This is a genomic window from Amycolatopsis sp. NPDC033938, from assembly GCF_055575975.1.
Window position 1 is genome coordinate 104838 of sequence record NZ_JBVIRO010000015.1, and the last position, 26137, is coordinate 130974.

Below are 26137 nucleotides of genomic sequence, written 5' to 3' on the forward strand. Positions count from 1 at the left end.
CAATGACGCTTTGAGGGAGTCGTATTTGTCTACCTACTGGTGTGGAGCTGGTGCGGGTTGCCGGGGTGGTCCGGGTGGGGAAGATTCCGGACGTTGAGCGTCCGGAATCTTCCCCGCTCGGTCTCCGGTCCACCGGTCGTGCTCGACCACGAGCTTGATCAACGGAAGATCCGGGACGTTGAGTGTCCCGAATCGTCCGTTGATCAAGGGATCAGACCAGGCAACGAGGCCTGCGGAACCACCCTCGTCCCGGTCAGGCGTAGGTACCCAAATGCGGGTTCTTCTTCGGACATGTGGTGTCCCCAATGCCACATTGGGGACAGCGTTCTCATGCCGCGCGCCGGTTGTCACCTGACAACGTCGGCGAGCGTGGGGTGTGATGCCCGCGCCCATGAAGGAACCAGGGCGTTGAGTGTCCCCATTCCTTCATGGACGAACCCGGGTCGCCCCGCGACGGCCGTTCCCGCTTAGAGCACGCCCTTCGTGGAGGGGATGCCGCCCGCCCGCGGGTCCGGCTCGGTGGCGGCACGCAGGGCGCGCGCGACGGCCTTGTACTCGGCTTCGGCGATGTGGTGCGGGTCCCGGCCGTGCAGGACGCGCACGTGCAGCGCGATCTGGGCGTGGAACGACAGCGAGTCGAACACGTGCCGCGTCAGCACGAACGGGTAGTTCCCGCCGATGGTGAAGCTGTTGAACTGCTCCGGCTCGCCGAGGTGCACGCAGTACGGGCGCCCGGAGACGTCGATCGCGGCGTGCGCGAGGGTTTCGTCCATCGGGATCCAGGCGTCACCGAACCGGCGGATGCCGCTCTTGTCGCCGAGCGCCTGCCGCAGCGCCTGGCCGAGCACGATCGCGGTGTCCTCGACGGTGTGGTGCGCGTCGATGTGCACGTCACCGGTCGCCTGCACCTTCAGGTCGAGCGAGCCGTGCACGCCGAACGCGGTGAGCATGTGGTCGTAGAACGGGACGCCGGTGTCGATCTCCACCTGTCCCGTGCCGTCCAGGTCGAGCTGGACCGAAATGGACGATTCCTTGGTGGTGCGGTCCACCTTGCCGACGCGACTCATCGCGGCACCTCCTTGCTGGCCTCGAGAAAGGCGTCGTTCTCTTCCGGCGTCCCGATGGTCACCCGCAGATGCCCTTCGATGCCGACGTCCCTGATCAGCACACCGTTGTCCAAATAGGACTTCCAGGTCGCGGGCGCGTCCGCGAAGCGTCCGAAGAGGACGAAGTTCGCGTCGCTCGGGACCGGCGTGAATCCCAAGCCCAGCAACGATTCCACCACGCGGTCGCGTTCGGCCGCGAGTTTGGCGACCGAAGCCAGTGTCGCGTCCGCGTGCCGCAGCGCCGCGCGAGCCGCGGCCTGCGTGAGCTTCGAAAGGTGATACGGCAGGCGCACCAGCTGCAAAGCGTCGACGATCGCGGGCGCGGCCGCGAGATAGCCGAGCCGTCCGCCCGCGAAGGCGAACGCCTTGCTCATGGTGCGCGACACGATCAGCTTCGCCGGGTACTCCTCGAGAAGCTCGACGGCGCTCGGCTGCGACGAGAACTCCGCGTACGCCTCGTCGACCACGACGATGCCGGGCGCCGCTTCGAGCAGCCCGCGCAGCTCGCCGAACGGGATCGATCCGCCCGTCGGGTTGTTCGGGCTGGTCACGAAGACGATGTCCGGACGGCGTTCGCGCACCAGCGCGGCCGCCTTCTCGGTGTCGAGGGTGAAATCGTCGCGGCGCGGCACCGGCAGCCAGTCGGTGCGGGTGCCAGCCGAGATGATCGGGTGCATCGAGTACGACGGCTCGAAACCCAGCGCCGACCGGCCGGGGCCGCCGAAGGCCTGCAGGATCTGCTGCAGGATCTCGTTGGACCCGTTGGCGGCCCACACGTTCGACTCCGAGAGCAGTACACGGGTGGAGACCGCGAGGTAATCCGCGAGATCCTGCCGCAGCGCGACGGCGTCGCGATCGGGGTAGCGGTGCAGCGACGCGGCCTCGGCGCGGACGGCCTCGGCGACGTCGGCCACCAGCGCGTCCGGCGGCGGGTACGGGTTTTCGTTGGTGTTGAGCCGGATCGGCACGTCCAGCTGCGGCGCGCCGTACGGGGTCTTGCCCCGCAGGTCCTCCCGCAACGGGAGCGAGTCGAGCGTGATCTCCTCGCCGATGGTCATGCCCGCTCTCCCTCGAACCGGGCCGTGATGGCCTCGCCGTGCGCGGGCAGGTCCTCGGCGTTGGCCAGCGCGACGACGCGGCCGGCGATCTCACGCAGCGCGTCCTGGCTGTAGTCGACGACGTGCACACCCTTGAGGAAGCTCTGCACCGAAAGGCCGGACGAGTGGCGCGCGAACCCGCCGGTGGGCAGGACGTGGTTCGATCCGGCGCAGTAGTCGCCGAGCGAGACCGGCGCGTAGGCACCGACGAAGATCGCGCCGGCGTTGCGCACGCGGGCGGCGACCTCCCGCGCGTTCGCGGTCTGGATCTCCAGGTGCTCGGCCGCGTAGGCGTCCACGACACGGATGCCGTCGTCCACGCCCGCCACCAGGATGATGCCGGACTGCTTGCCGCTCAACGCCTCGGTCACCCGCTCGGCGTGCTTGGTCGCGGCGACGCGGCCGGTCAGTTCCTTGTCGACCGCGTCCGCGAGTTCTTCGGATGTGGTGACCAGCACGCTCGCGGCGAGCGGATCGTGCTCGGCCTGGCTGATCAGGTCGGCGGCGACGTGCACCGGATCGGCGGTCTCGTCGGCGAGGATCGCGATCTCGGTCGGGCCTGCCTCGGAGTCGATGCCGATGATCCCGCGCAGCAGCCGCTTGGCCGCGGTGAGGTAGATGTTGCCGGGCCCGGTGACGGTGTCGACCGGCTCCAGCGTCGTTCCGTCGGTGTCGGTACCGCCGTAGGCCAGCAGCGCGACGGCCTGTGCCCCGCCGACGGCCCACACCTCGTCGACACCCAGCAGCTCCGCGGCCGCGAGGATCGTCGGGTGCGGGAGGCCACCGAACGCGGCCTGCGGCGGCGAGCACAGCACCAGGGTGCCGACACCGGCGATCTGCGCCGGGACGACGTTCATCACCACGGTCGAGGGGTACACCGCGAGCCCGCCCGGCGCGTACAGCCCGACCCGCTCGACCGGGATCCAGCGCTCGGTGACGGTGCCGCCGTCGACGACCTCGGTCGTGACGTCCTGGCGGCGCTGATCGCCGTGGACCTTCCTGGCGCGGACGATGGACTCTTCCAGCGCTTCGCGGACGGCCGGATCCAGGTTCTCCAGCGCGCTGGTGAGCTCCGCCGCCGCCACCCGGACGCCGGTGGAACGGACACCGTCGAACCGCTCGGTGTACTCGAGAACCGCCTCGACGCCGCGATCGCGGACCGCCTCGACGATCGGCCGTACGTGATGCAGCGCCGCGTCCACGTCGTACTCGGCACGCGGAAGCGTGCTCCTGAGCTCGGCAACGGACGGGAGGAGTCCACGCAGGTCGGTACGGTTCAACATGGCTCAAGGGTACGAGGTGGCCGGATCGCGCCGAGCAGGCACACTGGAGTGGTGACCAGTGATCCCACGATGAGGGAGGCCGCCGTGCCGCGGATCGCGTTGTGCCAGCTCACCGCGGCCGAGGATCCCGAAACGAACCTGAAGCTGATTCGCGAAGGCGTGGCGGCCACGGCGGCCGACGGCGCGCGGATCGTGGTCTTCCCCGAAGCGACGATGGCGCGCTTCGGCGTCCCGTTGAAACCACTGGCGGAGCCACTGGACGGACCGTGGGCGTCCACTGTGGCGTCCATCGCCGAAGAACACGGTGTGGTGATCGTGGCAGGCATGTTCACGCCGTCGCCCGATGGCCGTGTGAGCAACACGCTGCTCGTCACCGGCGGCGGACAGCACTTCGGGTACGACAAGATCCACCTGTACGACGCGTTCGGGTTCGCCGAATCCGAGACGGTCGCGCCGGGGACGGCGCCGGTCACGTTCGAGGTCGACGGGGTCACGTTCGGTGTCGCGACCTGCTACGACATCCGCTTCCCCGAGCTGTTCCGGAAGCTGGCCGACGACGGGGCCGACATCGTCCTCGTGCCGACGTCCTGGGGCGCGGGCGAGGGCAAACGCGAGCAGTGGGAGGTACTGGTGCGCGCCCGCGCGCTCGACTCCGGCTGCTGGGTCCTCGGCTGCGGGCAGGCCGATCCGGCCGCGAGCGGAACCCGGGTGAACCCGAAGGCGCCGACCGGGATCGGCTACTCGACGGTGTCCGACGGTTTCGGGCGCGTCCACGCGCGGCTGGGGGCCGGGCCGGAGACGGTGGTCGTCGACATCGATCCGGCGGTCAGCGGGAAGGCGCGGGCGGCGACGGGGGCGTTGGCGAACCGTCGCCTTTAGCGTCGACTGATCGCTCGAAGAAGGATTCGAGCACCACGATCGTCTGTGTGCCGGTGACGCCTTCGATGGCGTACAGCCGGCGTAGTGACGCCTGCAGTTCTTCGGTGGTCGGCGTGCGCACCTTCACCAGCACCGAAGCCGGCCCCGCGATGACGTGTGCCTCCACCACCTCCGGCAGCGCCTCCAGCGCGGCCTTGGTCGGCGAATCGCCCATCCACGAGTTGGCCTCGACCAGCACGAACGCCATCACCCCTCGGCCGACCGCGGCCGGGTCGACGTCGACGGTCGTGCGCCGGATGACGCCCTGCTCCCGCAGTTTGCGGACCCGTTCGTGCGCGGCGCCCGCGGACAATCCGACCGTCTTCCCGAGCGCGGCGTACGCCTGCGTCGCGTCCCGCTGCAGTTCGGTCAGCAGCATGCGATCTACGTCATCCATGGCTTGACCATATCAAGTTCGGCGATACATGCTTAAAGCAAGATGAAGTTCTGAACAGCTGGGGTTTTCATGGACAAGTTCAAGGCGCGTTTCGAGGTTCTCGACGAGCGGTTCGCCCGCGTCAACGGCGACGAGTGGATGCAACGTCTGCACACCGGCTGCCGCTGGGCCGAGGGGCCCGCCTACTTCCCCGCCGGCCGGTACCTGGTCTTCAGCGACGTCCCGAACGACCGCGTGCTGCGCTGGGACGAGACGACGGGCGCGGTCGGCGTGTTCCGTGAACCGGCCGGGTTCCACAACGGGCACACGGTCGACCGGCAGGGCAGGCTCGTCAGCTGCGAACAGGGCGGCCGCCGGGTGACGCGCACCGAGCACGACGGGAGCACCACCGTGCTCGCGGAGACGTATCAGGGCAAGAAGTTCAACAGCCCCAACGATGTCGTCGAGGCCTCGGACGGCGCTATCTGGTTCACCGACCCCAGCTACGGGATCGACAGCGACTACGAAGGCCATCAGGCCGAAAGCGAGATCGGCGCCTGCCACGTCTACCGCGCCGACCCGGCGGACGGCTCGGTGCGCATCGTCGCGGACGACTTCAGCCGCCCCAACGGGCTCGCCTTCTCCCTCGACGAATCGCTGCTCTACATCGCCGACACCCGGCAGAACCCCAGTCACATCAGGGTTTTCTCAGTGGACAAGGGACGGCTTTCCGGCGGCGCGATCTTCGCGACCAGCGACGCCGGTGGCTTCGACGGCGTTCGCGTGGACGCCGCCGGCCGGGTGTGGGCCGCCGCGCATGACGGTCTGCACTGCTTCGCGCCCGACGGCACGCGGATCGGGAAGCTGCTCGTGCCGGAGGTGTGCTCGAACCTGACCTTCGGCGGGCCGCGGCGGAACGACCTGTTCATCACCGCGTCCAGTTCGGTCTACACGCTGCGGGTGAACTTCTCCGGGCCACGGTTCTAGGGGCCGGTTCGCGCGTGAAGGCCCCCTTCCCTCGGCTGAGCCGAGGGAAGGGGGCCTTCACGCGCTTTGGAGGGAGTTAGCGCAGCAGGCCTTCCCGGATCGCCACCCGCACGAACCCGGCCCGCCGCCGTTCCCCGGTCTTGTCCCGGATCCGGTCGAGATAGGACCGCACCGTCCGCACGCTGATGTTGAGGATCTCCGCCACGTCGACGTCCCGTTCACCGGCCGCGACCAGCCGCAGGACCTGCTTCTCCCGTTCGGACAGCACGATCTTCGGACCGGCGTGGCGGTCTTCGCTGTCCTGGATGATCATTCCGGCCAGTGTCGGCGACACGTACGCGTTGTCGTCGGCGATGGTGCGGATGGCGCGCAGGAGTTCGTCACCGTCGACGTCCTTGGAGAGGAAGCCCTTCGCCCCGGCCTGCATGGCGCCAAGGACTTCGGGCTGTTCTGCGTGCGCGGACACCACGAGCACCTTGTGCCCCATCTGCCCCACTTCGAGAACCGCCGCGGCGTCCTGGACACCGCGCAGCTTCAGGTCGAGGACGACGACACTGCCCGGAGGCTGTTGCTGGACGGCGAACCGCGCGACCGAGTCGGCGACGGCGCCCAGCGCGATGTCGGGCGCCTCGGTGAGGACACGGGCGACGGCGTCCCGGTACAGCGGATGGTCTTCGATCACCCCGACGTTGATCGGGGTGGTGCGTTTCGGCTGCTGCTCTTCTGCGTTCACCGGCGTCCTTCGAATCCGCCCGCGTCGTCGCGAGGCGCGACCGGCCGAGACGGGCCGGGCACCTCCGACGGAGACGCGAGCCCGAGCTGGATGGCCTTGCGGACCAGTCCGGCCCGCCTTCTCTCTCCGAGTTTGTCACGGATCCGGTCCAGATAACCCCGGACCGTCCGGACTCCGATACCGAGGATGCGGGCGATGTCGACGTCGCGTTCGCCCGCGGCGACCAGCCGCAGCACCTGCTTCTCCCGCGCGGAGAGCGCGACGTCGGGAGCCGACACGGGCCGGTCGGCGTTGTCCTTGATGATCATTCCGGCCACCACCGCGGAAACGTAGGCACGGCCCTGCGCGACCGTCCTGATCGCGATCAGCAGTTCGTCGACGTCGACGTCCTTGGACAGGAATCCCTTGGCCCCGGCGGCGATCGCGCCGAGCACCTGTTCGGACTCCGCCTGCGCGGACACCACGAGCACGTGATGCCCCAGTTCGCACACCTGCAGCACGGCGGCCGCCCCGGCGATCCCCGGCAGGCCGAGGTCGAGCAGCACCACACTGCCGGGCGGTTGCGGGTGGACGTGGAACTTGGCGACCGAATCGACCACCGCGCCGAGTTCGATCCCTTCGGCCTCGGTGAGGACCCGGACCACGGCATGCCGGTACAACGGATGGTCTTCGATCACCGCGACGTCGACCCGGTCGGTCTCCGGCCTGTCTTCAGTCATCTGCACGTTCCCGCTCACCCCGTCCCACCTGCCGAGGACACCGTGCGGCCCGCTCGCGCCGGATCCAGCGCGGGTCCCCTCGGCACCAATGCCAGCAACCCATTCGGAACCGGTTGCCGTTCGGCTTGGCCGTAACCGAGCGAAGCGAGTGCCTCGGTGCTCGCCACCGGGTACTTCGACCCCGTGTCGGTCACGACGTACACCGTGCCGGAACCGGATTCCGTCACCACCGCACCTCCCGACGGAGGCACGAAAACCTCGTCGGCGACCAACGCGTCCGTGCGCGCCGTCACCGCGATCGCCTTCGCACCTTGCGGCAACGGGACCTGTGCGGAGATAACGATTCGAGAACCCTGCGCGCATAACGTCACGGACTGTCCGGTAACGGGCGCTTTTCGCGGGATCCGGTCCGGATACTCCGCGGGATCGGCACCGCCCGCCCTCGCCGTGCCCACCTTCGGCACCGCGGCGACGTCGGCCGCGCGCACCGCGACAGGCGCCGGGACACCGGGGTAGGCGTCCGCGTTCTGCGGGGTGTTGATCAGCAGGCTCGCCTCGGTCTGACCGATCGGTTCGAGGCCGTCGGCGTGGACGAGGTAGTACGAAGTCGCGTCGCCCGGCGACGCCATCGCGTCGATCACGCCGAGCACCGAACCGACCTTCGTCGCGGTGTCCCCGACCCGCGGACCGGTCCGCCCGGCGTTCTCGACCGCGCGGTAGGCCAGATCGCGTCCGGCGGCGACGGTGCCGATCCACCGGGAGGACACCGCGATCGGCGGATAGGTGTCGAACTGCAGCGCCGCGGCGGCCTCCGGGGTGAGCTTGTAGCGGCGCCCCGCCGTCACGAGATAGCGCTCGCCCTCGGGGACACGGACCACGACGGCCTGGTCCCTCGGAAGGTCGATTCCGGCGGCGGGCGCGCCGAGGAGCACCGTCGTCGCCGGTTCGGCCGACGCGGGCGCGTCCTGCGTCGTACGCGAACAGCTCGTCCACGGCGTGTTCACCAGCGCGGCGGCCGCGGGCAGCGAGTCGGGGGCACCGGGGATGCCGATCTGCGCGCCGCGCGGCGCCTTCGCGAGCTTTTCCGAGGGGACGGTCACGGTGGCATCGCCGTTGCCGCCTGCCATCAGCCGCGCGGAGGCGTAATTGAGCACTGGATGCAGCGCGCCGTCCTGGCCGAGGATGTACCGCGCGCCGGTTTCCTCCTCGACGATCACCTTGCCGCCCGCCAGCCAGTCCTTACCGCCGGAAGGGTTCAGCAGGCCGATCACGCCGAACACGGCGGTGATCAGCAGGGCGACGCCGAGGCCGCACAACGTCCCGATGACGAGCCTGCGGCTCGGGGCGACGGGATGGTTGGCGTCCGCCGAGACCAATGCCGAAACCAGTCTCCTGCGGAGGAATTGGTAGGCCTGGATCTGGTCCCGCTGCGTCCACACGCTCCCGTCCCCCGCCGTTCGTACCCGCCCCGATCGAGGGTGTTCACGTTAGGTTCCGACCGCGATTCGCGGTGAGGGTAATTTTTACGCCCTCCCGTGCGCGAGCGGGCACTACCGTCGGGGCGCGTGCACGGAGGAGGGGAATTCCTTGTCGGTTGAAGCCCCGGCCCGCCCGGCCCTGGAAGAGGCGCCCGCTCGCGGTATCGCGGGCACGGCACCGCTGCCCTGGCTGCTGCCGATCCGTCCGCTGCAGGCGGCTCTGTGGGAGATCGCCGGGATAGCCGTCCTGCTGGCCTTCACCGTCGACGGGATCGCGCAACCGGCGCGGATCGGCATCACCGTCGCGGCGGGCATCCTCGTGCTGACGACGTCGGTCCGCTTCGCCGGACGCCACGCCGCCGGCTGGCTGCTCACCTGGGCCGGTTACCGGCTGAAGCGTCGTGACAAGGGCGAGGTCCCCGATCCGCTGCACCGGCTCGCCGGTCCCGTCCGGGTACGCCAGCACGTCGACCGCGCGGGCAACCGGTTCGGGGTCGCCGAGGTCGGCGACGGCTGGAGTGCCATCGTGCGGCTCACGCCAGGCGCGATGGCACCCGGGCCGGACGCGCTGGTCGGCATCCTGCGCGAGGCTTACGCGGCTACCGGGATCCCGTTGTCCAGCGCGCAACTGCTGACCTGGACCGTCCCCAATGGACAGTCGTTGCTCCGGATCCGCTGGCTCACCGTCCGGTACCGGCCCGAGGACGCGCCGATCGCGGCGCTCGCCCGGGGCGGCGGCGAACTCGGCGCGTTGCGGAGTACCGCGTGCGCGGCGCTGGCGCTGATGGGTTCGCTGGCGGAAGCCGGATTCGAGAGCACCGTGCTCGAAGCCGGAGAGGTGGCGCGGGAACTGCGCGTGGCGCTCGGCAGCGGTCAGGACGCGCCGGTGCACGGCTGGCGATCCTGGGACTGGGGCGGCGCTTCGCAGGTCTGCTACCGGCCGCGGTCGGAGCGGGATCTCGCGCGCACACTGGATCTTCACGTACCCGGCTCGGCGTTCACCGCGACTTCGTACACGCTGCGCCGTTCTCCTGGCGGGCGCGAGAAGTCCGAGGTGACCATCCGGGTCGGCGGACGGCCGGGAGCGGAGCCGGTGCGGCCGAAGGGGATCGCGGTGGTCCCGCTGCACGGACGGCACGCGGCGGCGGTCCGGCGGACCCTGCCGCTGGCGCTGGAGGACTGAGGGGACGGTTCGTGGAGGGCTCCTTTCCTCTCTGAGGGTAGGGAAGGAGCCCTCCACGGACGTAAATCCACCCGCTTGCCCGTTGGGGTGATTCGCCCGGTTTCACGAGGGGGTCGTGGGTGGATGATGAGCGTTCTCTTGTGGGATGAGGCAAACATGGCGTGCCCTGAAGGTTTCGGTACTGGAGCAGCAGTAGCGTGTCGCGAAAGCCACTTCGAGGGGCTCGCATTTGCTTACCCACTGGTGTGGGGCTTGTGCGGTTGCCGGGGCGGTCAGGGTGGGGAAGATTCCGGTCGTTGAGCGTCCGGAATCTTCCCCGCTCGGTCTCCGGTCCACCGGTCGTGATCAAGGGGCGAGACCGGGCGACGATGTCCGCGGAACCACCCTCGTCCAGGTCAGGCGTGGGTACACAAATGCGGGTTCTCCTTTGGGACGCGTGGTGTCCCGAAAGTGGCTTTCGAGGCGCTTTTCGTCCGCGTTCAGAGGACGAAACGCAGGGGTGGGTCAGCCGCGCACGGCCTCGTAGACCCCGGCGATCATGCCGACGAACGGGATCAACGAGAGCAGCACCAGGAACTCGATGATGTCGAGAGTCCTTGCCCAGTAAGGAGAACGGCGTCCCTTCGCGACGCGGGTCGCGTAGGTGAGGCAGACGCCGGCCGCGACGACGACGGCGCAGCCCGCGCCGAACACGAACGAACGCGGCCCGCCGGCGGCGAGCCAGAAACCGGCGGCCGCCAGGGCCGCCGCGCCGAAACCGATGAGCACGACGCGCTGCGAACGACCGGCGAACGCGCGCGAACGCAACATCAGCGCCAGCCCCAGCAACGCACACAGGCCCGCTTCCCAAGCCCCGCCGGAAGACGAAAGAACCACCGAAGCCGAGACCACGACGAGCCCGAGCGCGACGAGCAGCCCGGTCAGCAACGCCTGCGCGTAAGTCGTCCCGCCGACCATGTCCTCGCCGAGCGAGGGGTTCTCGTCGGCGCGGAAGGCGTCCATGTCGTCAGGCACCCGGGGCAGCGGCAGCCTGCCGAGCCGCAGCGCCAGCATCGGCGCCACCGCGGCCAGCGCCGTCGCCACGACGGCGACCACCGCGGCCGCCGAAACCGCGCGGACGTCGGCAAGCAGGGTGATGGCGGTGGTGATCGCGCCGAGCCCGGCGGAAACCGTCACCGCGACGAACCACGGCAGCCGGTCCGCCACCGAAACGGCCGCGATCACGCCGTACACGGTCACGACGGCGAGCCCGGCGGCCAGCGGCCCTGCCGACAGCGAGAACAGCGGATGCGGCGGCAGGATCGACATCCCGGCCAGCAGCGCGGCGCCGACCCCGGCGAGCGCCCCGGCGGCACCGGCCTCCGCGTCGCCGTACGCGCGGCTCAGCGCGCCACCGCCGAGCACCAGGACCAGGGCGAGCAACCCGGTCCCGATCGGCGCCAGCACACTGCCGGACGCGGCCGCCTGCACGAGCAGGCCACCGGCGAGCAGCAGCACCACCGACGCGACGATGCCCGCCTTGCGCGCCACCGACGGCCCCCAGCGGCCGGTGCCCGATTCGGCGACGCTGGCGATCGAGTCGACGACGTCGTCGAACAGCAGCGGACCCCGCGGGCGTTCCCGCGGGGTCAGGTGCAGCACTTCACCGTCACGCACCTGCGCCGCGGCGACCGTGAGCCCGAGTGCCAGCGGGGCGCCGCCGAGCCGCGACAGCACCCAGCCCGGATGCTCGGCCGACGCCTGCCCCGAAGCGCCCGCGAGCCGGACGAGTTGCGGTACCAGTTCGGCGAACGTGCTCTGCTGCGGCAGCGCCACATCGACGCGCGCCCGCGGTGTCACCACCGTGACGCGCCGGGTGGAGCCCGCGATCGCGGCGGTCATGCTTCGATCGACTTGGCGGACTCGATGACCGGGGCGAATTTGGCGCTGCTGGCCTCGGCCAGTTTCTGCAGCCCGTTGTTGACCGCCTCCAGCACGATCTCCGAAAGGTTGTGCGCGTCGTACTGGCGCAACGCGCGCGGGTCGATGTCGATCGAGGTGAACCGGCCGTCACCGCGCAGCACGACGGTGACCTCGTTCTGCCGTGAGTGCGCCTTGACCTCCATCGCCTCGACCGAACGCTGGATGCGCTGCACCTGTTCGGTCTGCTTGCGGACCTGGTCCAGCAACTCGTCCATGTCCGGCATGGCGTAGGGGTCGGTGGTCACGAGTCTTCTCCTTCATCTGCGGGGAAATCCCGCCGGACGTGGACACTGCCCACGAACCGGCGGAAGTCGTCGCCGAGCCGGCGGGCCGTCTCGGGCGTTGCGGTGCAAGCGATTTCGAGGACCAGCCGGTCGGCCGGGGTCGTGCCGGGCACGGTCAGCAGGACCTGGGTCTGCACGAGTTCCTGTCCCTCACCGGTGCGGACGCGCAGCACCTGCGTCACGCCGGGCGCGTCCGGAGCGCCGATCACCTTGCGCCGCAGCACTTCGAGCGCGGCCATGGTCCGGCCGAGGCGTTCGACGGCCTCGTCGGCGATGTCGGTGACCCCCGCCTGGTCGGGCCGCTGCCCGACGCTCAACGTGATGTTCGGGGTGAACTCCCCGGCCGGTGCGGAGTGCACGGCCACGAAGACCGCGCCCTCGGCGCCGACCGACGCGGGCTCGACCGGCACCCAGCCTTCGGGGATGTCGAAGCCGAGCGGGAGGGAAACCCGTTCCTGTGCGACCATCCCGCTCACCACGTGCCCACGTAGGTGACAGCGTCGTCCCACGCCTCGCCGACGGCGTCCGCCGCCTGGCCTGCGGCGTCGCTCACCGCGTCGACGGCCGCGCCGCCGTATTCACCGACGGTGTCCGCGATCTTCGGCAGATCAATGTCGATCTTCGCGCCGACCCCGGCACCGAGACCGAGCGCGAGGCCTGCCTTGAAGTTGACCTTGATATGCCCGGCGTCGTAGACGGCCTGGCCGTCGAGCTGCGCGCCGAGTCCATATTGGAGGGTGCCGCTCGCACCGACACCGACTCCGGCCACATCGGCGGCGAGTTCGCCTTCGAGCTTGCCGCCGACGAAAGCGTTGGCGTGCAGGCCGACACCGTGCGCGCCCGCCTGGACCGAACCGTTCACCTCACCGCCGACGAACGCGGTCCCCTTGGCACCCGCCGAAGCGACGCCCCATTCCTTCTTGCCTTCGAGTTCTTCCTTGAACGCCGCAAGTTCGGCGTGCCCGGACGCTTTGACGTCCCAGCCCTGCGAGGAGACCTTGGCGTCCCAGCCCGGGGTGAAGCCGTCTTGTTCCTGCTTCCACTTGAGATAGGTGATCTCGGTGCTGTTCCAGGCCTTGTCCCGCAGGCCTTCCGGCTTCGGCCTGCCGAACGGGGTATCGGCGGCGCGCGGGGCGCGGGTGCCTTCGAGACCGTCCCAGGTGAGTTTCTTCCAGCCCGAATTGCCGAACCAGGACGGATGCGACCGCGGCCGCTTACGCCCGTCGAGGGTTTCGCCGTTGAGCCAGTACAACGGGCCGCGGCCCCATTTGCCGAGTTCGTGCTCGATCCGGCCGACGCCTTCCGGCGGGAACAGCCGCGCGAGTTCGTCGCTCAGTTCGTCGGCGATCTCCCGCGCCGCCTGCGCGGCGCGTTCACCGAGCTGCCTGGCGGCGGAGATGAACGCGTTGACCGCGCCCGCGTTCGCCGTCCGCGCCTGGCTGACGAGCTGGGCGGCGTACTGGTCGAACTGCGCGAGGATCGAGTCCACACAGGACCGCGCGCCCTGCAGCGCCTGCGCACCCGCACGGAGCCTGCTCGACTGGTCACTCAGTTTGGCGCCGAGTTCGGCGAATTCCTGGCTCAGTTTCGCCGCCGAAGTGGCGAACGCGAGGTAGGCGTCGCCCTCCCAGGACGCGTTCAGCGCCTTGGCCGCCTTGCCGATCTCCTCCGCCCGGCCCGAAACCGTCGAGGCCCGCTCGCCGCAACGCTGCGCCGACGCGTTCAGCGCCGCAGGGTCACCGGTGACCCGCTGCTGGTACTCGACCACGAGCCGCCGGTAATTCGACAAGATCGAGCCGACGACGCCGGACGCGTCGACCACACCGCTCCCCCACACGGCTACCTGCCCTTCGCCGGTGAGTCAGCTCCCGCATCGATGTCGATGTGCTGCTCGAAGTGCTTGCCGCCGTAGTCCATGTCGATGTCGATATCGATGTCCTGCCCGCCCGGCGCCTGCACGGTGGACTTCCCGGTGCTCAGGTCGGTGGTGATGGTGACCGTGTTCCCGTTGCCCGCGCCCGGCAGCGATCCGCCGGTGGAACCGGAACCCGCACCGCCGCCGGAGGGTCTGTCCACCGGGATCCACGCGTCGGCGCCCCCTGGCCAGTTGCCCTGGGTGCCGTTGCCGCCCAGCGCGGGCGGCCGGTACTGGGTGAACGGGGGCGTCTCGCCCGGCGTCGAACCACCGCCGGAAGCGCCGCCCGCGCCGCCACCGGTACCGCCGATCGCGGCCTGCCCCGCACCGCTGGCGACCGAACCCGGCGCCTGCGGGCTGGTGACCGGTGTGCCGGAGACGGCCGCGTTGCCCGCCGCGCCGCCACCGGAGTCGTGGTGCCCGAACAGTTTCTGGACCTCGCCGATGATGGCGGCGATCTGGGTGATCTGGTTCGCGAGGTCGACGACACCGAGCGCCTTCAGCAACGCGCCGATCGCGGTGATGAACGCGCGCAGTGAGGCACTGGTGGCGGTGGAAAGCGCGACGGCCGCGCCGTAGGTCCACGGATTCGACATCAGGCCCGCGACCGTCGGGTTCACCGCCGAGACCACCGCTTTGTAGGCCGTCTGGGCGGTCTTGATCAGCGTCCCGGCGATACCGAGCAGCTCGGCGCCCTTCTGCACGACCTGGATGATCTTGTTGAGCGAGTTCAGGGAGTCGGTGATCTTCTTCAGCGCCGAGTCGGACGCGCCACCGGACCAGACCTTGCCCAGCTGCTCGGCGGCCTTCGTCACCTCGTTGTACATGGTGAGGAACTCGTTGGCCTTCTTGAGCACCTCGAGCACGTGCTTCGCGATCTGCTCCGGCTGCCCGGTGAGGATCTGCGGCAGGATGGTGATCGGCCCGCCCGAGGACGCCGTGGCGTCCATCGCGCTGGAATTCGGGTAAGTCAGCATGGAACCTCGCTCCTCAGGCCGGAAGTCAGACGGACGCCGGGCGGTACACGCTGACCTTCGCCAGGCCGTTGATGTCCGCTTCGACGATTCCGTGGTTGTAGAGCAGCCCGCCTTCTCCGGCGATGGCGATGATCGGCTTGCGGTCGGAGAACAGGAGCGGTTCGACCACGACGACGTCGCCGCTGTGCACCCCACCGGGGACGTCGCCGAAGTTGCGCGCCGTACCCGCGTAGACCTCGATAACCCCGACCCGCGCCTGGTTGTCGGCGTCACCGGCCAGCCAGTCGTTGAAGTCCGAGACACCCTGGAACCGCGCGTCGGTGATCGGGTGGTCGCCGAGCTGCCCGAGCCGCGCGTCCCCCAAGTAGCGCAAAACGTTGCCGACCGAGGACGGCTCGCCGTTCGCGCCGGCGCTGTCGTTGATGGCCAGCGTCGCCAGTTCCGACGCGTGCGAATTCCCCCAGATCGACGACCCCGGCCCGGCCCCGCCGGCCGGACGGCCGCCGTACCCGCCCGCGACCGCCTCGTCGGCGGCCTGGTAGGCGTCGGCGCTGCTCTTGATGAAGCCGTTGATCTGCTGCAGTAGTTGCAGAAGGGTGCGGACGGCGACCACCTGCTGGCTCTGCATGGCCGCGTTGGCCGCCGCCACCGCGCTGCCGAAGGTGGCGAACGAGGTCGGCTGCAGTACCGTGCGCTCGAGGTCGGCGACGACGTTGATGCCCTGCATGATGATGCCGCCCAGGTTCCCGACCGCCGAGCGCATGGCCTCGGGCTCCGCCCGGTACTCGCCCGTGCCGACCATGGTTCTCCTTCTCTCGTTCCCCCACGTCTGCGCCTGTGCCAGCAGCGTAAGTTCGTCACGAGACGCGAGCGGACGGCAAAAGTACCCACCGCGAGGGCGGCACGAGTGGCCAGAATGATCGGCAGGATTACCCACAAGCGGCCAGAAAGACCCTGATGAGCGCCACTCGCGACCGCCTGCCGGCCCTGGGCGAACAGCCCGGTGAGATCGTCCTGCAATCACCGCCGATGCTGCCGAAGGGCGGTGGCGGCGGAGCCATGCAGCTGCTGATGTTCATGCCGATGATGCTCGGCATGGGTGCCATGTCGTTCGTCTACATCGGACGCGACGGCGGCGTGATGACCTACATCTTCGGCGCGCTGTTCCTCACCGCGATGGCGGGCATGGTCGTGATGTCGCTCGGTCGCGGCGGCGCGGCGAAGAAGGCGCAGATCAACGAGGAACGCCGGGACTACCAGCGGTATCTGACCGGTCTGCGCGGCCAGGTCCGCGACATCGCGGACAACCAGCGCGCGGCCATGACGGCGCTGCAGCCCGATCCGGCCGATCTGTGGGCCTATATCGAAACAGGCAGGCTGTGGGATCGCCGCCGGTCGGACTCGCAGTTCGGGCAGGTGCGGATCGGGACGGGGCCGCAGCGGCTCGCGACACCGTTGAAGGCGCCGCAGACCGTGCCGCTGGAAGACCTCGACCCGGTGTGCTCGACGAACCTCAAGCACTTCATCCGTACCTATTCGACGGTCGACGGACTCCCGGTCGCGGTCTCGTTGCGGTCATTCGCGCAGGTCACGCTGTCCGGTCGCCGCCCGGACACGCTCGGCACCGCGCGGGCGCTGCTGACCCAGCTCGCGACCTTCCACTCACCCGGCGACCTGCGGATCGCGCTGTGCGTCAAGGATGACCGGCTGCACGACTGGGAATGGGCGAAGTGGCTGCCGCACGTCGCCTCCACCGCCGCCGACGCCGCCGGTCCTCGACGCCTCGTCGACGCCGACTCGGGCAAGCTCGCCGATCTGCTCGGCCCCGACCTCGGCGACCGGCCCGCGTTCACCCGGCGGCCGGAAGTCCGGCTCGACCTGCCGCAAGTCGTCGTGATCGTGGACGGCGGGCACACCCTCGGGGACACCAGGCTCGTCGCCGAGGAGGGCAGGCTCGGCGTCACGGTGGTGGAGATCGGCACGGAGCAGCCGCGCTCGGCGTCGTCCGAACGGCTTCTCAGCCTGCACATGAGCCCGGAGCAACTGGGCATGGTCGTCGGCGACGGCACCGAGCAGCGGCTCGGTTTCCTCGGCACACCGGACACTTTGGACCGCGGGGCCGCCGAAGCGCTGGCCCGGATGCTCACCCCGCTGTTCCAAGGGGCGGCGGTGGTCAGCGAGGCTCCGATGTCGGCGACGTTCGGGCTGGCCGGACTGCTCGGTATCGGCGATCCGCGTGACACCGACACCGCGGTCACCTGGGCACCGCGGTCGGCGCGCGACCGGTTGCGGATCCCGCTCGGCGTCAATCCCGAAGGCAGGCCCGTCGACCTGGACCTCAAGGAGTCGGCGGAAGGCGGGATGGGGCCGCACGGGCTGGTCATCGGCGCGACCGGATCCGGGAAGAGCGAACTGCTGCGGACGCTGGTCACCGCGCTCGCCGTCACGCATTCCTCGGAGAAGCTCAACCTCGCGCTGATCGACTTCAAGGGTGGTGCGACGTTCGCGGGGATGACCGGGCTGCCGCACACGTGTGCCGTCATCACGAACCTGTCCGACGATCTCGCGCTGGTCGACCGCATGGCGGACGCGCTGAACGGCGAACTGTTGCGGCGTCAGGAGCTTCTGCACGCGGCGGGGAACTACGCGTCGGTGCGGGACTACGAAAAGGCCAGGGAATCCGGCGTCAACCTCCGGCCGCTGCCGTCGTTGCTGGTGATCATCGACGAATTCAGCGAACTGCTGTCCTCGCGGCCGGAGTTCATCGATCTCTTCGTCGCGATCGGGCGGCTGGGACGGAGTCTCGGGATCCATCTGCTGCTGGCGTCGCAGCGGCTGGAGGAAGGACGGCTGCGCGGGTTGGATTCCCACCTGTCGTACCGGATCGGCCTGCGGACGTTCTCCGCTTCGGAGAGCCGCGCGGTGCTCGGTGTCGCGGACGCCTACCAGCTTCCACCCGTGCCGGGGTCGGCGTATCTGAAGTCCGACAACGACACCCTCATCCGGCTCAAGGCGGCCTACGTCTCGGGTGAGCTGCCGCCACGCAGCAAGATCGTGCGCAAGGACGGCCAAAGCCTGGGCTTGACGCCGTTCACGCTGGCGCCGGTGGAGATCCCCGTGACCGTCGAAGCGGAAGAACCGGTCGAAAAGGGCACCGGTGAGACGATCATCGGCGCGATGCTCTCGCGGCTCGAAGGCAAAGGCCCGGAAGCGCACCAGATCTGGCTTCCGCCGCTGGCCGAGCCACCCACGCTGGACCAGTTGCTGCCGCCGCTCGGCGAGGATCCGGAACGCGGTCTGTGCCCGCTGGGCTGGGGCGGCAACGGCAAGCTGATGATCCCGGTCGCCTTGGTGGACAAGCCTTTCGAACAGCGGCGCGACATGCTGTGGGCCGATTTCTCCGGTGCCGCCGGGCACGCGCTGATCGTCGGGGCGCCGCAGAGCGGCAAGAGCACGCTGATGCGGGACATCGCCGCGATGCTCGCGCTCACCCACACACCGGAAGAGGTCCAGCTGTTCGTCCTGGACATGGGTGGTGGCGCACTGGCGCCGATCGCCGGGCTGCCGCACGTGTCCGGCTACGCGACCCGGCGCGACGCCCAGCGCTGCCGCCGGGTCGTCGCGGAACTGACGACCTTGCTCGAACAACGGGAAGAGTTCTTCTCCGCCAACGGGATCGAGTCGATCACGGCGTTCCGCCAGCGGCGCTCCGAATTCCGCGAAAGCATCGAAGGCAGGGAATTCGGCGACGTCTTCCTCTTCGTGGACAACTGGACCACGATCCGGCAGGAATACGAACAGCTGGAGGAGCAGATCACCAGCCTGGCCTCGCGGGGGCTCGGTTTCGGGATCCACGTCGTCGTCTCGATCAACCAATGGATGGGTATGCGGGCGCCGCTACGTGACGCCATCGGCACCAAGTTCGAACTACGGCTCGGTGAGCCGGCGGACTCGCTGATCGACCGCAAGATCGCGCAGAACGTCCCGGCGGACAAGCCGGGCCGCGGGCTGACGGCGGACAAACTGCACTTCCTCGCGGCACTCCCGCGGATCGACTCGGACCAGCGGCCGGAAACCGTCGGCGCGGGCGGGCTCGAGCTGAACCGGCGGATTTCCGCCGCGTGGAAGGGACAGCCCGCGCCATCCGTGCGCCTGCTGCCGCCAGAGATCCCGCTCGACTCCCTGGAGGCGGGGCCGCGCAAACAGGTCACGCTCGGCATCGCGGAATCGAATCTGCGGCCGGTGTACCTCGATTTCGCGACCGAACCGCATTTCGTGGCGTTCGGTGACGTGGAATCCGGCAAGAGTTCGCTCCTGCGCGCGATCGCGCACGGCATCACCGCGAAGTATTCGCCGGAAGAAGCCGCGATCGTGGTCGCCGACTACCGGCGAGGGATGCTCGGCGCGGTGGCGGAATCGCATCTGCTGGGCTACGCGGGTTCCGAGACCGCGTTGACCGGGCTGATCGACCAGTGCCAGCAGGCCATGCGGAACCGGCTTCCCGGCCCGGACGTCACGCCGGAGCAGTTGCGAAACAGGTCCTGGTGGCGGGGACCGGAGCTGTTCGTCCTCGTCGACGACTACGAAATGGTCGCGACGGTGGGCCGGAACCCGTTGCAACCGCTGCTGGAATTCCTGCCGCAGGCACGGGACATCGGGCTCCACCTCGTCCTCGCGCGCGGCAGCGGTGGTGCCGGGCGTTCACTGTTCGAGCCTGTGCTGCAACGGATCCGCGAACTGGGGTCGCCGGGGATCGTGATGTCCGGGTCGCGTGAGGAGGGCGCGCTGCTCGGGGACGTGAAGCCGGAGCCGCAGCCAGCCGGGCGCGGGGTGCTGGTCTCACGGCGGCACGGGACGGGGCTGGTCCAGGTGGCGTGGACGAAGCCCGTGGAGGACTGAGGTCACCGGGTCAGCGCGAGCAGCTCGTCGAGCGCCCGCTCCGGACCGCCGTAGGTGAGGTGCGCGATGGCGAACATCGGTGCGATCACCCGACTCCAGGCGTACAGCCGGTCACCGTCGAGCCCGCACGCTGTCGCCACCTGGTGGCACCGGGCCTCGACTCCTTCGCGCCCGGCAGCGGCGACCACGTAGTCGACGGCGTCGAAGCACGGGTCACCCACGCATGCCTTCGGGTCGATCGCGATCAGTCCGCGTTCCGGGCCGCCGTCCAGGACATTGCCGAGATGCAGATCGCCGTGCAGCAACACTCGTGTCGTTTGGGTGTCCAGCAACCTTTCGCAGCGTTGGATCGACCGCTGCCAGTCCGCTTGTCCGATCCTCGCACGGATGACCGGTTCGGACAGTCTTCCGCCGATCCGGGCGAAGGCCTCGTCGAACCGGCCGCGCAAATCCCACGGCCATTCCTCGGGCGCGGGCACGGTGTGCAGTGCGGTGAGCAACTCGCCCCAGCGCGGTGGCAAGGATTCCCGCGGCAGGTCCTCGGCGATGGTGCCGGGCAGGACCTCCTCCAGCACCATCGCCCCGGCGTCCGCGTCGGCGGCCAAGACGGCGGGCACTCGTCGCGATGGCGCGAAGATCCGCAGCATCGTTTCCTGCCTGGCCACCAGTTCCCGATCCAGACTGAGCTTGAGGACGGCCGGGGTGCCGTCCGGCCATCGACAACGCAGGACGACGGAGGAAGCTCCGCTGTCGAACATCTCACCGAGCGCGAAACCCCATCGGGAGGCCAGTTTCGCGCCGAGACCGGGTGCTTCGGCGAGCCAGCCCTCGGCATCGGGACCGAAGCGACGCACCAACCTCGCGCTGAGTTCTTCCCTGTTCACCTCCCCAGCTTGCCTTCCGCTCTCCCTTTCGGGAATCTCGCTGTCCACGCCGCCATGGCCGCGCGGTGTCGGCGCGTCACGCCGGGCATCGAAGACATGGACGCCTGCCTGGCGCGTCAAGTGAAGGACGGTTCGCGTCGTGAGGCGATCGGGCCACTACTGCCCCCACTGTCGCGGGAGCCTTCGATCTGGGCCCGCTCCCCGATCTCATCAGCCCGTGGCCGACGCGGCCGATCTCCCGGAACTGGCGGCCGCACGCGCGAGCACGATCACTTGGCATCACCTAGTGCAGCAGACCAGCCAATGAGACGGCGAACTCTGGGGCGAACCGACCCCCGCGGACACCCGAAGCCGACGCCCGGAAAGCGCACCACGGGATGCCGCTCCCGGGACCCGGATGGGCCTATAACGACGTCCGCGTCACTCTGCTCTGCCTCGCCCTCACCCGGCTCTTCGGGCGATCGCTGCCCACGGTGCTGCACGAGTACATCCTCGACGCCTCCAGCAGCTGGTCCTGGCACGGCTATCACAAACTCCACCACCATCGGCGAGGAAGCCGTTCCCGTCGTCAGCGGCGGCGCGCACGGGGGAGGCGGCCGCTGGATCTCCGCCAACGACCTCGCCCCACTCGGCGAGCTCTACCTCCGTAACGGCGACCGCTCAGCACCACCTGGATCGACCTCAACTGGACGCCTTGGCCCCCACAACGCCGACTACGGCTACCTCTGGTGGCTCAACGACAACAGGGCGGTCTCCCCCACCGCGCCACCGACCGGCCGGTGCGCCCTCGGCAACGGCGGACGGCACTTGCTCTGGATCGACCCGGCCCGCGACCTCGTCATCGCCTCTCATTGGGGCGACCGCGTCGAAGAACTGATCCGCGAGGTCACGATCGCCGTCCCCACCCGGTGAAGCGACACCCGCTTCGGTGGCCTGGGCCGACAGGTACTGCTGAGACATACAGTCGCCGACTGTCGGCAACACCGTCCAGCACGGTTGGCCGCATGTGGGTGTCAGCTAGTACGTCTCAAGCCTTGAGCGAGCGGACCGGCGTCACTTCCTGGCAGTGGGCGATGACATCGAACCACTCGCCGAGTGAACCGCCGGCCAGGTGGTGGGCGGCGTCATCGCGGGGGTCGTAAACGGGGCCGATCAACCGGGTCTTCGCCGACTGGTCCAGCCACGCCCGGACCGGCGCCGGACTCGCGGCTCGCAGATCCAGTAGATAGGCGTGCACGTCGGTACTGCCGAGTACGGCATCAGCGAACTCCGCCGGCGGTGCGGGGATGGTGTGAGACGTCAAGCCATGATGGAAGGTCAGCCCCACAGAAAGGTAGCCGGAGCCGAAGTGCTCACGGAGGTGGCTAGCGGCACTGCGATGGACGGCGGGCGGCCCGCCGGGGATGGTGCGTGACGCGCCGTTGACCAGATGCGCCATGCCACCCCAGTAGACGATCTTGTGGCCGGTGTGCTCGTGCCACCGGATCGCGTTCCGCGCCCACAGCCGTTCGATGTCGCCGAGCTCGGCAGGCCGAGGTTCGATGTGCCGGGGCTCCTCGGCCGTGTTGGCGATGCGGACCGGATCGGCCGGATACAGCTGGTTGTGGCGACGTATCCAGCCAACGACATCGAGGAGTTCCGTGGTCCGCCAGAATGACCTGGCGTTGGCCGGCAACGCTCGTGGGTCACCGATTCCGGTTCGCACGTACTCGTCGAGCGCGATGCTCGTCGCGTCGTCACCGTCGAGTACCAGAGAACGGAATTCAAGCTCCTCGACGAGGAACCTCAGTATTCGATGGGAAATGACGGAAAGCTCGTGCGTATCACGGGTCGAGGCACCGAGCGCGACAAGACGCGCGTCACGCACCATGTCGCGCATTGGTACAAGGTCGTCGAGCGGTCCTTCCGTATCGGAGGTGACCAGTGGGTGAGCGTGCTGTTTGACCCACTGCGCCGGAGTGCCGGTCATCGAGGTCGTCATGCGATCACCCTCGTACCTACTCTCATGTAGAGGCCAAGTCAAAAGCCGCTACCAGTGGACTGACTCTCGTCGCCTTCTCCACATAAGCGCGCCCGCCATTCGGCATGACAGAACATCGGATGGCGGAACCACCGCGTCAGCTCGACCACGCCATCGACCACGAAACCTTTACCTCCGAAGCGACTGACAACGTTGTCGACCACCGTTCACTCTCCGCGTAAATTTCGTCACCAAACCCGATGGTGATCGAACTCACGTTCGAGTATGGTCATGGGCATGACCCAAACTCTTGTCTATAACCCGAAAGCCGCTCGCTTTCTTGACACCGCGTTCGACGAAGAGGTTTTGCTTCGCCAGGCGCAGGGCCGTCAAGTGCGCGCGTTAGCCGAGTTCGCCGCCGCGGGCGGTTCGCGAAGATCGGTGACCGAGGAGGTGGCGTTATGCTTCTCGGTCTCCCGCAATCAAGCGTTCCTGCTCGTCGAAACCTCCTGCGCCCTGGTAGCGCGGTTGCCGAACACGTTGGCAGCACTGGAGAAGGGCGATATCGACCTGTACAAGGCCTCCAAGGTCACGCAGCTGACCAGGGAAGTGTCGGACGAGGTCGCCGCGCAGGTGGATGAATGGCTGGTCAAGCGTCTGGCCGATCGTGATCCGACGGCGATTCGCGGTTCGGTGAGTTACGCGGTGCAGAAGTTCGACCCCGATGGCTATCGGGATCGAGCGGCGAAGAAACGCGCCTTACGACATGTCTCGCTGAAACACGACGACGAGACCATGTCCACGCTGTCCGGCCATCTTCCCGCCGAGGTCGCCAGTTCCATTTACGCCTCGTTGGTCCGCACCGCACGAGCACGCCGGGCGCAGGACAAGTCCCGCACCCTGGAGCAGCATCGTGCCGATGTCTTCGCCGAGCGACTGCTCGCCGAGAACGGCCATGGAAAGCCCCGTGCGCACATCCACGTCTACGTGGACTTCCTGACCCTGATCGGCGCGCGCAAGGACCCCGCGTTCCTGGCCGGGTACGGGCCGGTCCCGGACTGGCTGGTGCGGGAGATCGCCTCGGACCCGGACTCGACCTGGTCCCGGCTGATCACCAACCCCGCCACCGGGCAACTCCTCGAAGCCGGCGCCGACAAGTACCCACCACCGGCCTCGCTAGCGCGGTTGATCAAGGCACGGGACCGGGAATGCACCCACCCCGGCTGTCACCGTCCCGCCGAGTTCTCCGAAATCGACCACATCGTCAACTGGGCTCGCGATGGGAAGACCGATCACCACAACTGCCACAGCGCCTGCAAGATCCACAACATGCTCAAAGAAGAACCCGGCTGGTCGATCACCCCCACCGGCAACGGCGGCATGACCATCACCACACCCTGTGGACACACCTACGAAGCGGCGCCGGAACCGCTCCACGAGCCGCGCCGGCCGCCCGAAGACGACGAGTCGGACTGACTCCGCCTTCCGCGGGGCCACAATGTCCGAAAAGGACTGAGCGCACGACACGGTGACGGACGCAGACCCTGGCCTGGTACTCGTTGTTCAACCCCGGACTCGGTTCGCAAACACTCGATCTCTTCCCCAGGCCGCGACGGAAGCCAGACTGACCGCATCTCTCGTCGATGGAGAAATGAAAGACCTCATCGTCGTGAACAGTCCAATGGATGCGACCGTCCGGCCCGACGATGCGACCGTCAAAGCGAGACAGTCATCGAGTAGGTCACGTCGCGCGTCAGAAACCTTCCTCGGCAACCGATCCGACAGGACGACCGCCGGCGTCGGTGGTCGTGGCCGGGTTCCCGTCGTCGTCCCCACCCACCCGTGAGGCGATCTCCCGGGCGCAGACCAACGCCTCAGCCGTCCCCGTATCCACTTCGAGGTCATAAACCACACCGCGGTGCACGACCTCGGCCTGCGACTCGGCCATCCCCTCGACCCGATCTCCCCGCGCCATCTCCCGGCCGGCGGCCACCGCGCCGTCACACCGGACACCGACCCAGAGCACCTCGAGCCCGTCCAACGCCAGCCGCCACCGGCGCTGCGACTCCGCGCCGCCCAGGAACACGTCATCGATGATGACCCGCGCACCCGCCCGCACCATGGCCGCGACACCGGTCATCCACGCGTCCTCCATCCGCCGGAAGCCAGCCCCGACACCCACCCCACCATCCGCGGCGAAAGAGATCCCGTCGGACAAAGGAGGCATCGCGTCGATCAGCGTGTCCACCCCGAGCGTGAGCCAGGGATCCGGCAGCACCTTCTGCAGGCACCGGGCGATCCCGGACTTACCCGAACTGGACCCACCGTTAAGCACGATCACCCGAGTCGTCACCTGGACACCCTAGAGCGACAACCCCACTTCCGATCCCCGATCTTCTGATCCTCGAAGCGCGTAGGGAAGGTCACGATGAAACGGATACAACGGACGTCCACACCGAAGGCCCCGGAACCGTCCATTGCAGAATCCCGCCGTCAAAGCCGCCGCCACACCCGGACGGCCCAATACTTTCCTCGTACCGGTTACCGACTTCGGTAGGTTACAAAAACCCTTACCGCCCCATAACTTGGTGAAACCGTTTCAAGTCGAAACGAGCTCCCCGAAGCAGGCCGAAGGGCGTATTCATGCGTATGTCCAAGATTGTCGCAGCGGTGGCCGGTGCCGCCGCGGCGTTGACCCTTGCCGCTACTCCTGCCGCGAACGCGGGCCAGGACATCATCGGCGGCGGCACCGTGAGTTCCGCGCCGTGGGGCGCCCAGATCTACTGGGACGACGCGACCGCGTTCGGCGGTTTCAACTGCTCCGGCACCATCATCGCCCCGCAGTGGGTCCTCACCGCGAAGCACTGCCTCAACGCGCCCGGCATGCACGTCAAGGTCGGAAACGTCAACCTCGGCCAGGGCACCGAGGCCGACGTCGACCAGCAGAAGGCCGCCCCGAGCGGCGACATCGCGCTGCTGCACCTCACGACGTCGGTCAGCACGACGTACATGAAGCTCGGCAGCGCCAACCCGGCCACCGGCACCACCAACCAGATCTACGGCTGGGGTCGCACGCAGGGCAGCAACCCGCCGTCGAGCGTCCTGAAGACGGCCAACGTCCGCATCACCGGAACCAGCAGCGACGCCTACGGCGGCCAGGCCATCGCGAGCGTCGGCGTCAACGGTTCGGCGTGGCACGGTGACTCGGGCGGACCGCAGCTTTCGGGCGGCGTCCAGGTCGGTGTCTGCTCGACCGGCAACAACTCCGGCTCGAACCCGCAGGGCACCCAGAACTACGCCAGCGTCGCGGCCAGCCGCAGCTGGATCCGTACCGTCGCGGGAGTCTGATCAGCTGAGCGAAAGGGGCCGCCCGAAA

General features: G+C 68.8%; 23 protein-coding genes. 6 read left to right on the top strand and 17 right to left on the bottom strand.

The genetic code is table 11. The features are described from left to right. Positions 1–467: 467 nt before the first annotated feature. From hisB to hisD, 3 genes are read right to left on the bottom strand one after another with little or no spacing between them, the layout of a single operon-like run. Positions 468–1067, bottom strand: a complete 600-nt coding sequence (gene hisB, locus ACZ5ZX_RS30670) for an imidazoleglycerol-phosphate dehydratase HisB (protein WP_007029930.1) — start codon at positions 1065–1067, stop codon at positions 468–470. Continuing rightward, positions 1064–2164: a histidinol-phosphate transaminase gene (locus ACZ5ZX_RS30675; protein ID WP_465505462.1), complete on the bottom strand. Its 1101-nt coding sequence runs from the start codon at positions 2162–2164 to the stop codon at positions 1064–1066. The genes hisB and ACZ5ZX_RS30675 overlap by 4 nt, the downstream gene beginning before the upstream one ends. Then, positions 2161–3486 carry a histidinol dehydrogenase gene (gene hisD, locus ACZ5ZX_RS30680; protein WP_465505463.1) on the bottom strand — a complete coding sequence of 442 codons (1326 nt, stop codon included), beginning with the start codon at positions 3484–3486 and terminating at the stop codon, positions 2161–2163. Before hisD ends, ACZ5ZX_RS30675 begins: the two co-directional genes overlap by 4 nt. Positions 3487–3570: 84 nt before the next feature. Here hisD and ACZ5ZX_RS30685 point away from each other — a divergent pair, with 84 nt between their 5' ends. Continuing rightward, entirely contained in the window at positions 3571–4365 is a 795-nt protein-coding gene (locus ACZ5ZX_RS30685) for a carbon-nitrogen hydrolase family protein (protein WP_465505554.1), read from the top strand. Here ACZ5ZX_RS30685 and ACZ5ZX_RS30690 read toward each other — a convergent pair. After that, entirely contained in the window at positions 4313–4801 is a 489-nt protein-coding gene (locus ACZ5ZX_RS30690) for an Lrp/AsnC family transcriptional regulator (protein ID WP_465505464.1), read from the bottom strand. The two genes, ACZ5ZX_RS30685 and ACZ5ZX_RS30690, sit on opposite strands and share 53 nt — an antisense overlap. A 69-nt stretch (positions 4802–4870) precedes the next feature. Between ACZ5ZX_RS30690 and ACZ5ZX_RS30695 the strand changes: the two genes are divergently transcribed. Further along, positions 4871–5767: an SMP-30/gluconolactonase/LRE family protein gene (locus tag ACZ5ZX_RS30695; protein WP_465505465.1), complete on the top strand. Its 897-nt coding sequence runs from the start codon at positions 4871–4873 to the stop codon at positions 5765–5767. Between the two features lie 76 nt (positions 5768–5843). On the opposite strand, the gene ACZ5ZX_RS30700 is transcribed toward ACZ5ZX_RS30695, so the two are convergent. The 3 genes from ACZ5ZX_RS30700 to eccB are packed head-to-tail and all read right to left on the bottom strand — an operon-like array spanning position 5844 to position 8658. Next, complete coding sequence (locus ACZ5ZX_RS30700) at positions 5844–6500, bottom strand: response regulator (RefSeq protein ID WP_465505466.1); 657 nt, start codon at positions 6498–6500, stop codon at positions 5844–5846. After that, positions 6497–7219 (bottom strand): response regulator transcription factor, encoded by a 723-nt coding sequence (locus tag ACZ5ZX_RS30705; RefSeq protein WP_465505467.1) that lies wholly within the window; start codon positions 7217–7219, stop codon positions 6497–6499. The genes ACZ5ZX_RS30700 and ACZ5ZX_RS30705 overlap by 4 nt, the downstream gene beginning before the upstream one ends. A 14-nt stretch (positions 7220–7233) precedes the next feature. Then, the gene (gene eccB, locus ACZ5ZX_RS30710; protein ID WP_465505468.1) at positions 7234–8658 is read right to left on the bottom strand and encodes a type VII secretion protein EccB; all 1425 of its coding nucleotides are present in this window, start codon (positions 8656–8658) and stop codon (positions 7234–7236) included. Positions 8659–8806: 148 nt separating this feature from the next. On the opposite strand from eccB, the gene ACZ5ZX_RS30715 reads away from it, so the two are divergent. Next, a complete protein-coding gene (locus ACZ5ZX_RS30715) occupies positions 8807–9880 on the top strand; it encodes a type VII secretion protein EccE (protein ID WP_465505469.1) in 1074 nt (357 codons plus the stop codon). A gap of 504 nt (positions 9881–10384) precedes the next feature. On the opposite strand, the gene eccD is transcribed toward ACZ5ZX_RS30715, so the two are convergent. The 6 genes from eccD to ACZ5ZX_RS30745 are packed head-to-tail and all read right to left on the bottom strand — an operon-like array spanning position 10385 to position 15820. Next, complete coding sequence (gene eccD, locus ACZ5ZX_RS30720) at positions 10385–11761, bottom strand: type VII secretion integral membrane protein EccD (RefSeq protein ID WP_465505470.1); 1377 nt, start codon at positions 11759–11761, stop codon at positions 10385–10387. Further along, positions 11758–12087 (bottom strand): YbaB/EbfC family nucleoid-associated protein, encoded by a 330-nt coding sequence (locus ACZ5ZX_RS30725; protein WP_465505471.1) that lies wholly within the window; start codon positions 12085–12087, stop codon positions 11758–11760. The genes eccD and ACZ5ZX_RS30725 overlap by 4 nt, the downstream gene beginning before the upstream one ends. Continuing rightward, a complete protein-coding gene (locus tag ACZ5ZX_RS30730) occupies positions 12084–12593 on the bottom strand; it encodes a hypothetical protein (RefSeq protein WP_465505472.1) in 510 nt (169 codons plus the stop codon). Before ACZ5ZX_RS30730 ends, ACZ5ZX_RS30725 begins: the two co-directional genes overlap by 4 nt. A 5-nt stretch (positions 12594–12598) precedes the next feature. After that, a complete protein-coding gene (locus ACZ5ZX_RS30735; RefSeq protein WP_465505473.1) occupies positions 12599–13948 on the bottom strand; it encodes a WXG100 family type VII secretion target in 1350 nt (449 codons plus the stop codon). A gap of 17 nt (positions 13949–13965) precedes the next feature. Next, positions 13966–15018, bottom strand: coding sequence for a hypothetical protein (locus tag ACZ5ZX_RS30740; RefSeq protein WP_465505474.1), 1053 nt, complete (start codon positions 15016–15018; stop codon positions 13966–13968). Positions 15019–15043: 25 nt separating this feature from the next. Continuing rightward, positions 15044–15820 (bottom strand): WXG100 family type VII secretion target, encoded by a 777-nt coding sequence (locus ACZ5ZX_RS30745; RefSeq protein WP_465505475.1) that lies wholly within the window; start codon positions 15818–15820, stop codon positions 15044–15046. A gap of 155 nt (positions 15821–15975) precedes the next feature. Here ACZ5ZX_RS30745 and eccCa point away from each other — a divergent pair, with 155 nt between their 5' ends. Continuing rightward, positions 15976–19917, top strand: a complete 3942-nt coding sequence (gene eccCa / locus ACZ5ZX_RS30750) for a type VII secretion protein EccCa (protein ID WP_465505476.1) — start codon at positions 15976–15978, stop codon at positions 19915–19917. Positions 19918–19919: 2 nt separating this feature from the next. On the opposite strand, the gene ACZ5ZX_RS30755 is transcribed toward eccCa, so the two are convergent. The 3 genes from ACZ5ZX_RS30755 to ACZ5ZX_RS30765 all read right to left on the bottom strand — a co-directional run bounded on the left by ACZ5ZX_RS30755 (position 19920) and on the right by ACZ5ZX_RS30765 (position 22985). After that, the gene (locus ACZ5ZX_RS30755; RefSeq protein ID WP_465505477.1) at positions 19920–20801 is read right to left on the bottom strand and encodes an aminoglycoside phosphotransferase family protein; all 882 of its coding nucleotides are present in this window, start codon (positions 20799–20801) and stop codon (positions 19920–19922) included. 1027 nt (positions 20802–21828) lie between these two features. After that, the gene (locus tag ACZ5ZX_RS30760; RefSeq protein ID WP_465505478.1) at positions 21829–22782 is read right to left on the bottom strand and encodes an erythromycin esterase family protein; all 954 of its coding nucleotides are present in this window, start codon (positions 22780–22782) and stop codon (positions 21829–21831) included. 38 nt (positions 22783–22820) lie between these two features. Beyond that, on the bottom strand, positions 22821–22985 hold the full coding sequence (locus tag ACZ5ZX_RS30765) for a hypothetical protein (RefSeq protein WP_465505479.1): 165 nt from the start codon (positions 22983–22985) through the stop codon (positions 22821–22823). A 73-nt stretch (positions 22986–23058) separates the two neighbouring features. On the opposite strand from ACZ5ZX_RS30765, the gene ACZ5ZX_RS30770 reads away from it, so the two are divergent. Further along, positions 23059–24237 (top strand): HNH endonuclease signature motif containing protein, encoded by a 1179-nt coding sequence (locus ACZ5ZX_RS30770; RefSeq protein ID WP_465505480.1) that lies wholly within the window; start codon positions 23059–23061, stop codon positions 24235–24237. Between the two features lie 277 nt (positions 24238–24514). On the opposite strand, the gene cpt is transcribed toward ACZ5ZX_RS30770, so the two are convergent. After that, positions 24515–25114 (bottom strand): chloramphenicol phosphotransferase CPT, encoded by a 600-nt coding sequence (cpt, locus tag ACZ5ZX_RS30775; RefSeq protein WP_465505481.1) that lies wholly within the window; start codon positions 25112–25114, stop codon positions 24515–24517. A gap of 296 nt (positions 25115–25410) precedes the next feature. Here cpt and ACZ5ZX_RS30780 point away from each other — a divergent pair, with 296 nt between their 5' ends. After that, positions 25411–26109, top strand: a complete 699-nt coding sequence (locus ACZ5ZX_RS30780; RefSeq protein ID WP_465505482.1) for a S1 family peptidase — start codon at positions 25411–25413, stop codon at positions 26107–26109. Positions 26110–26137: the final 28 nt, after the last annotated feature.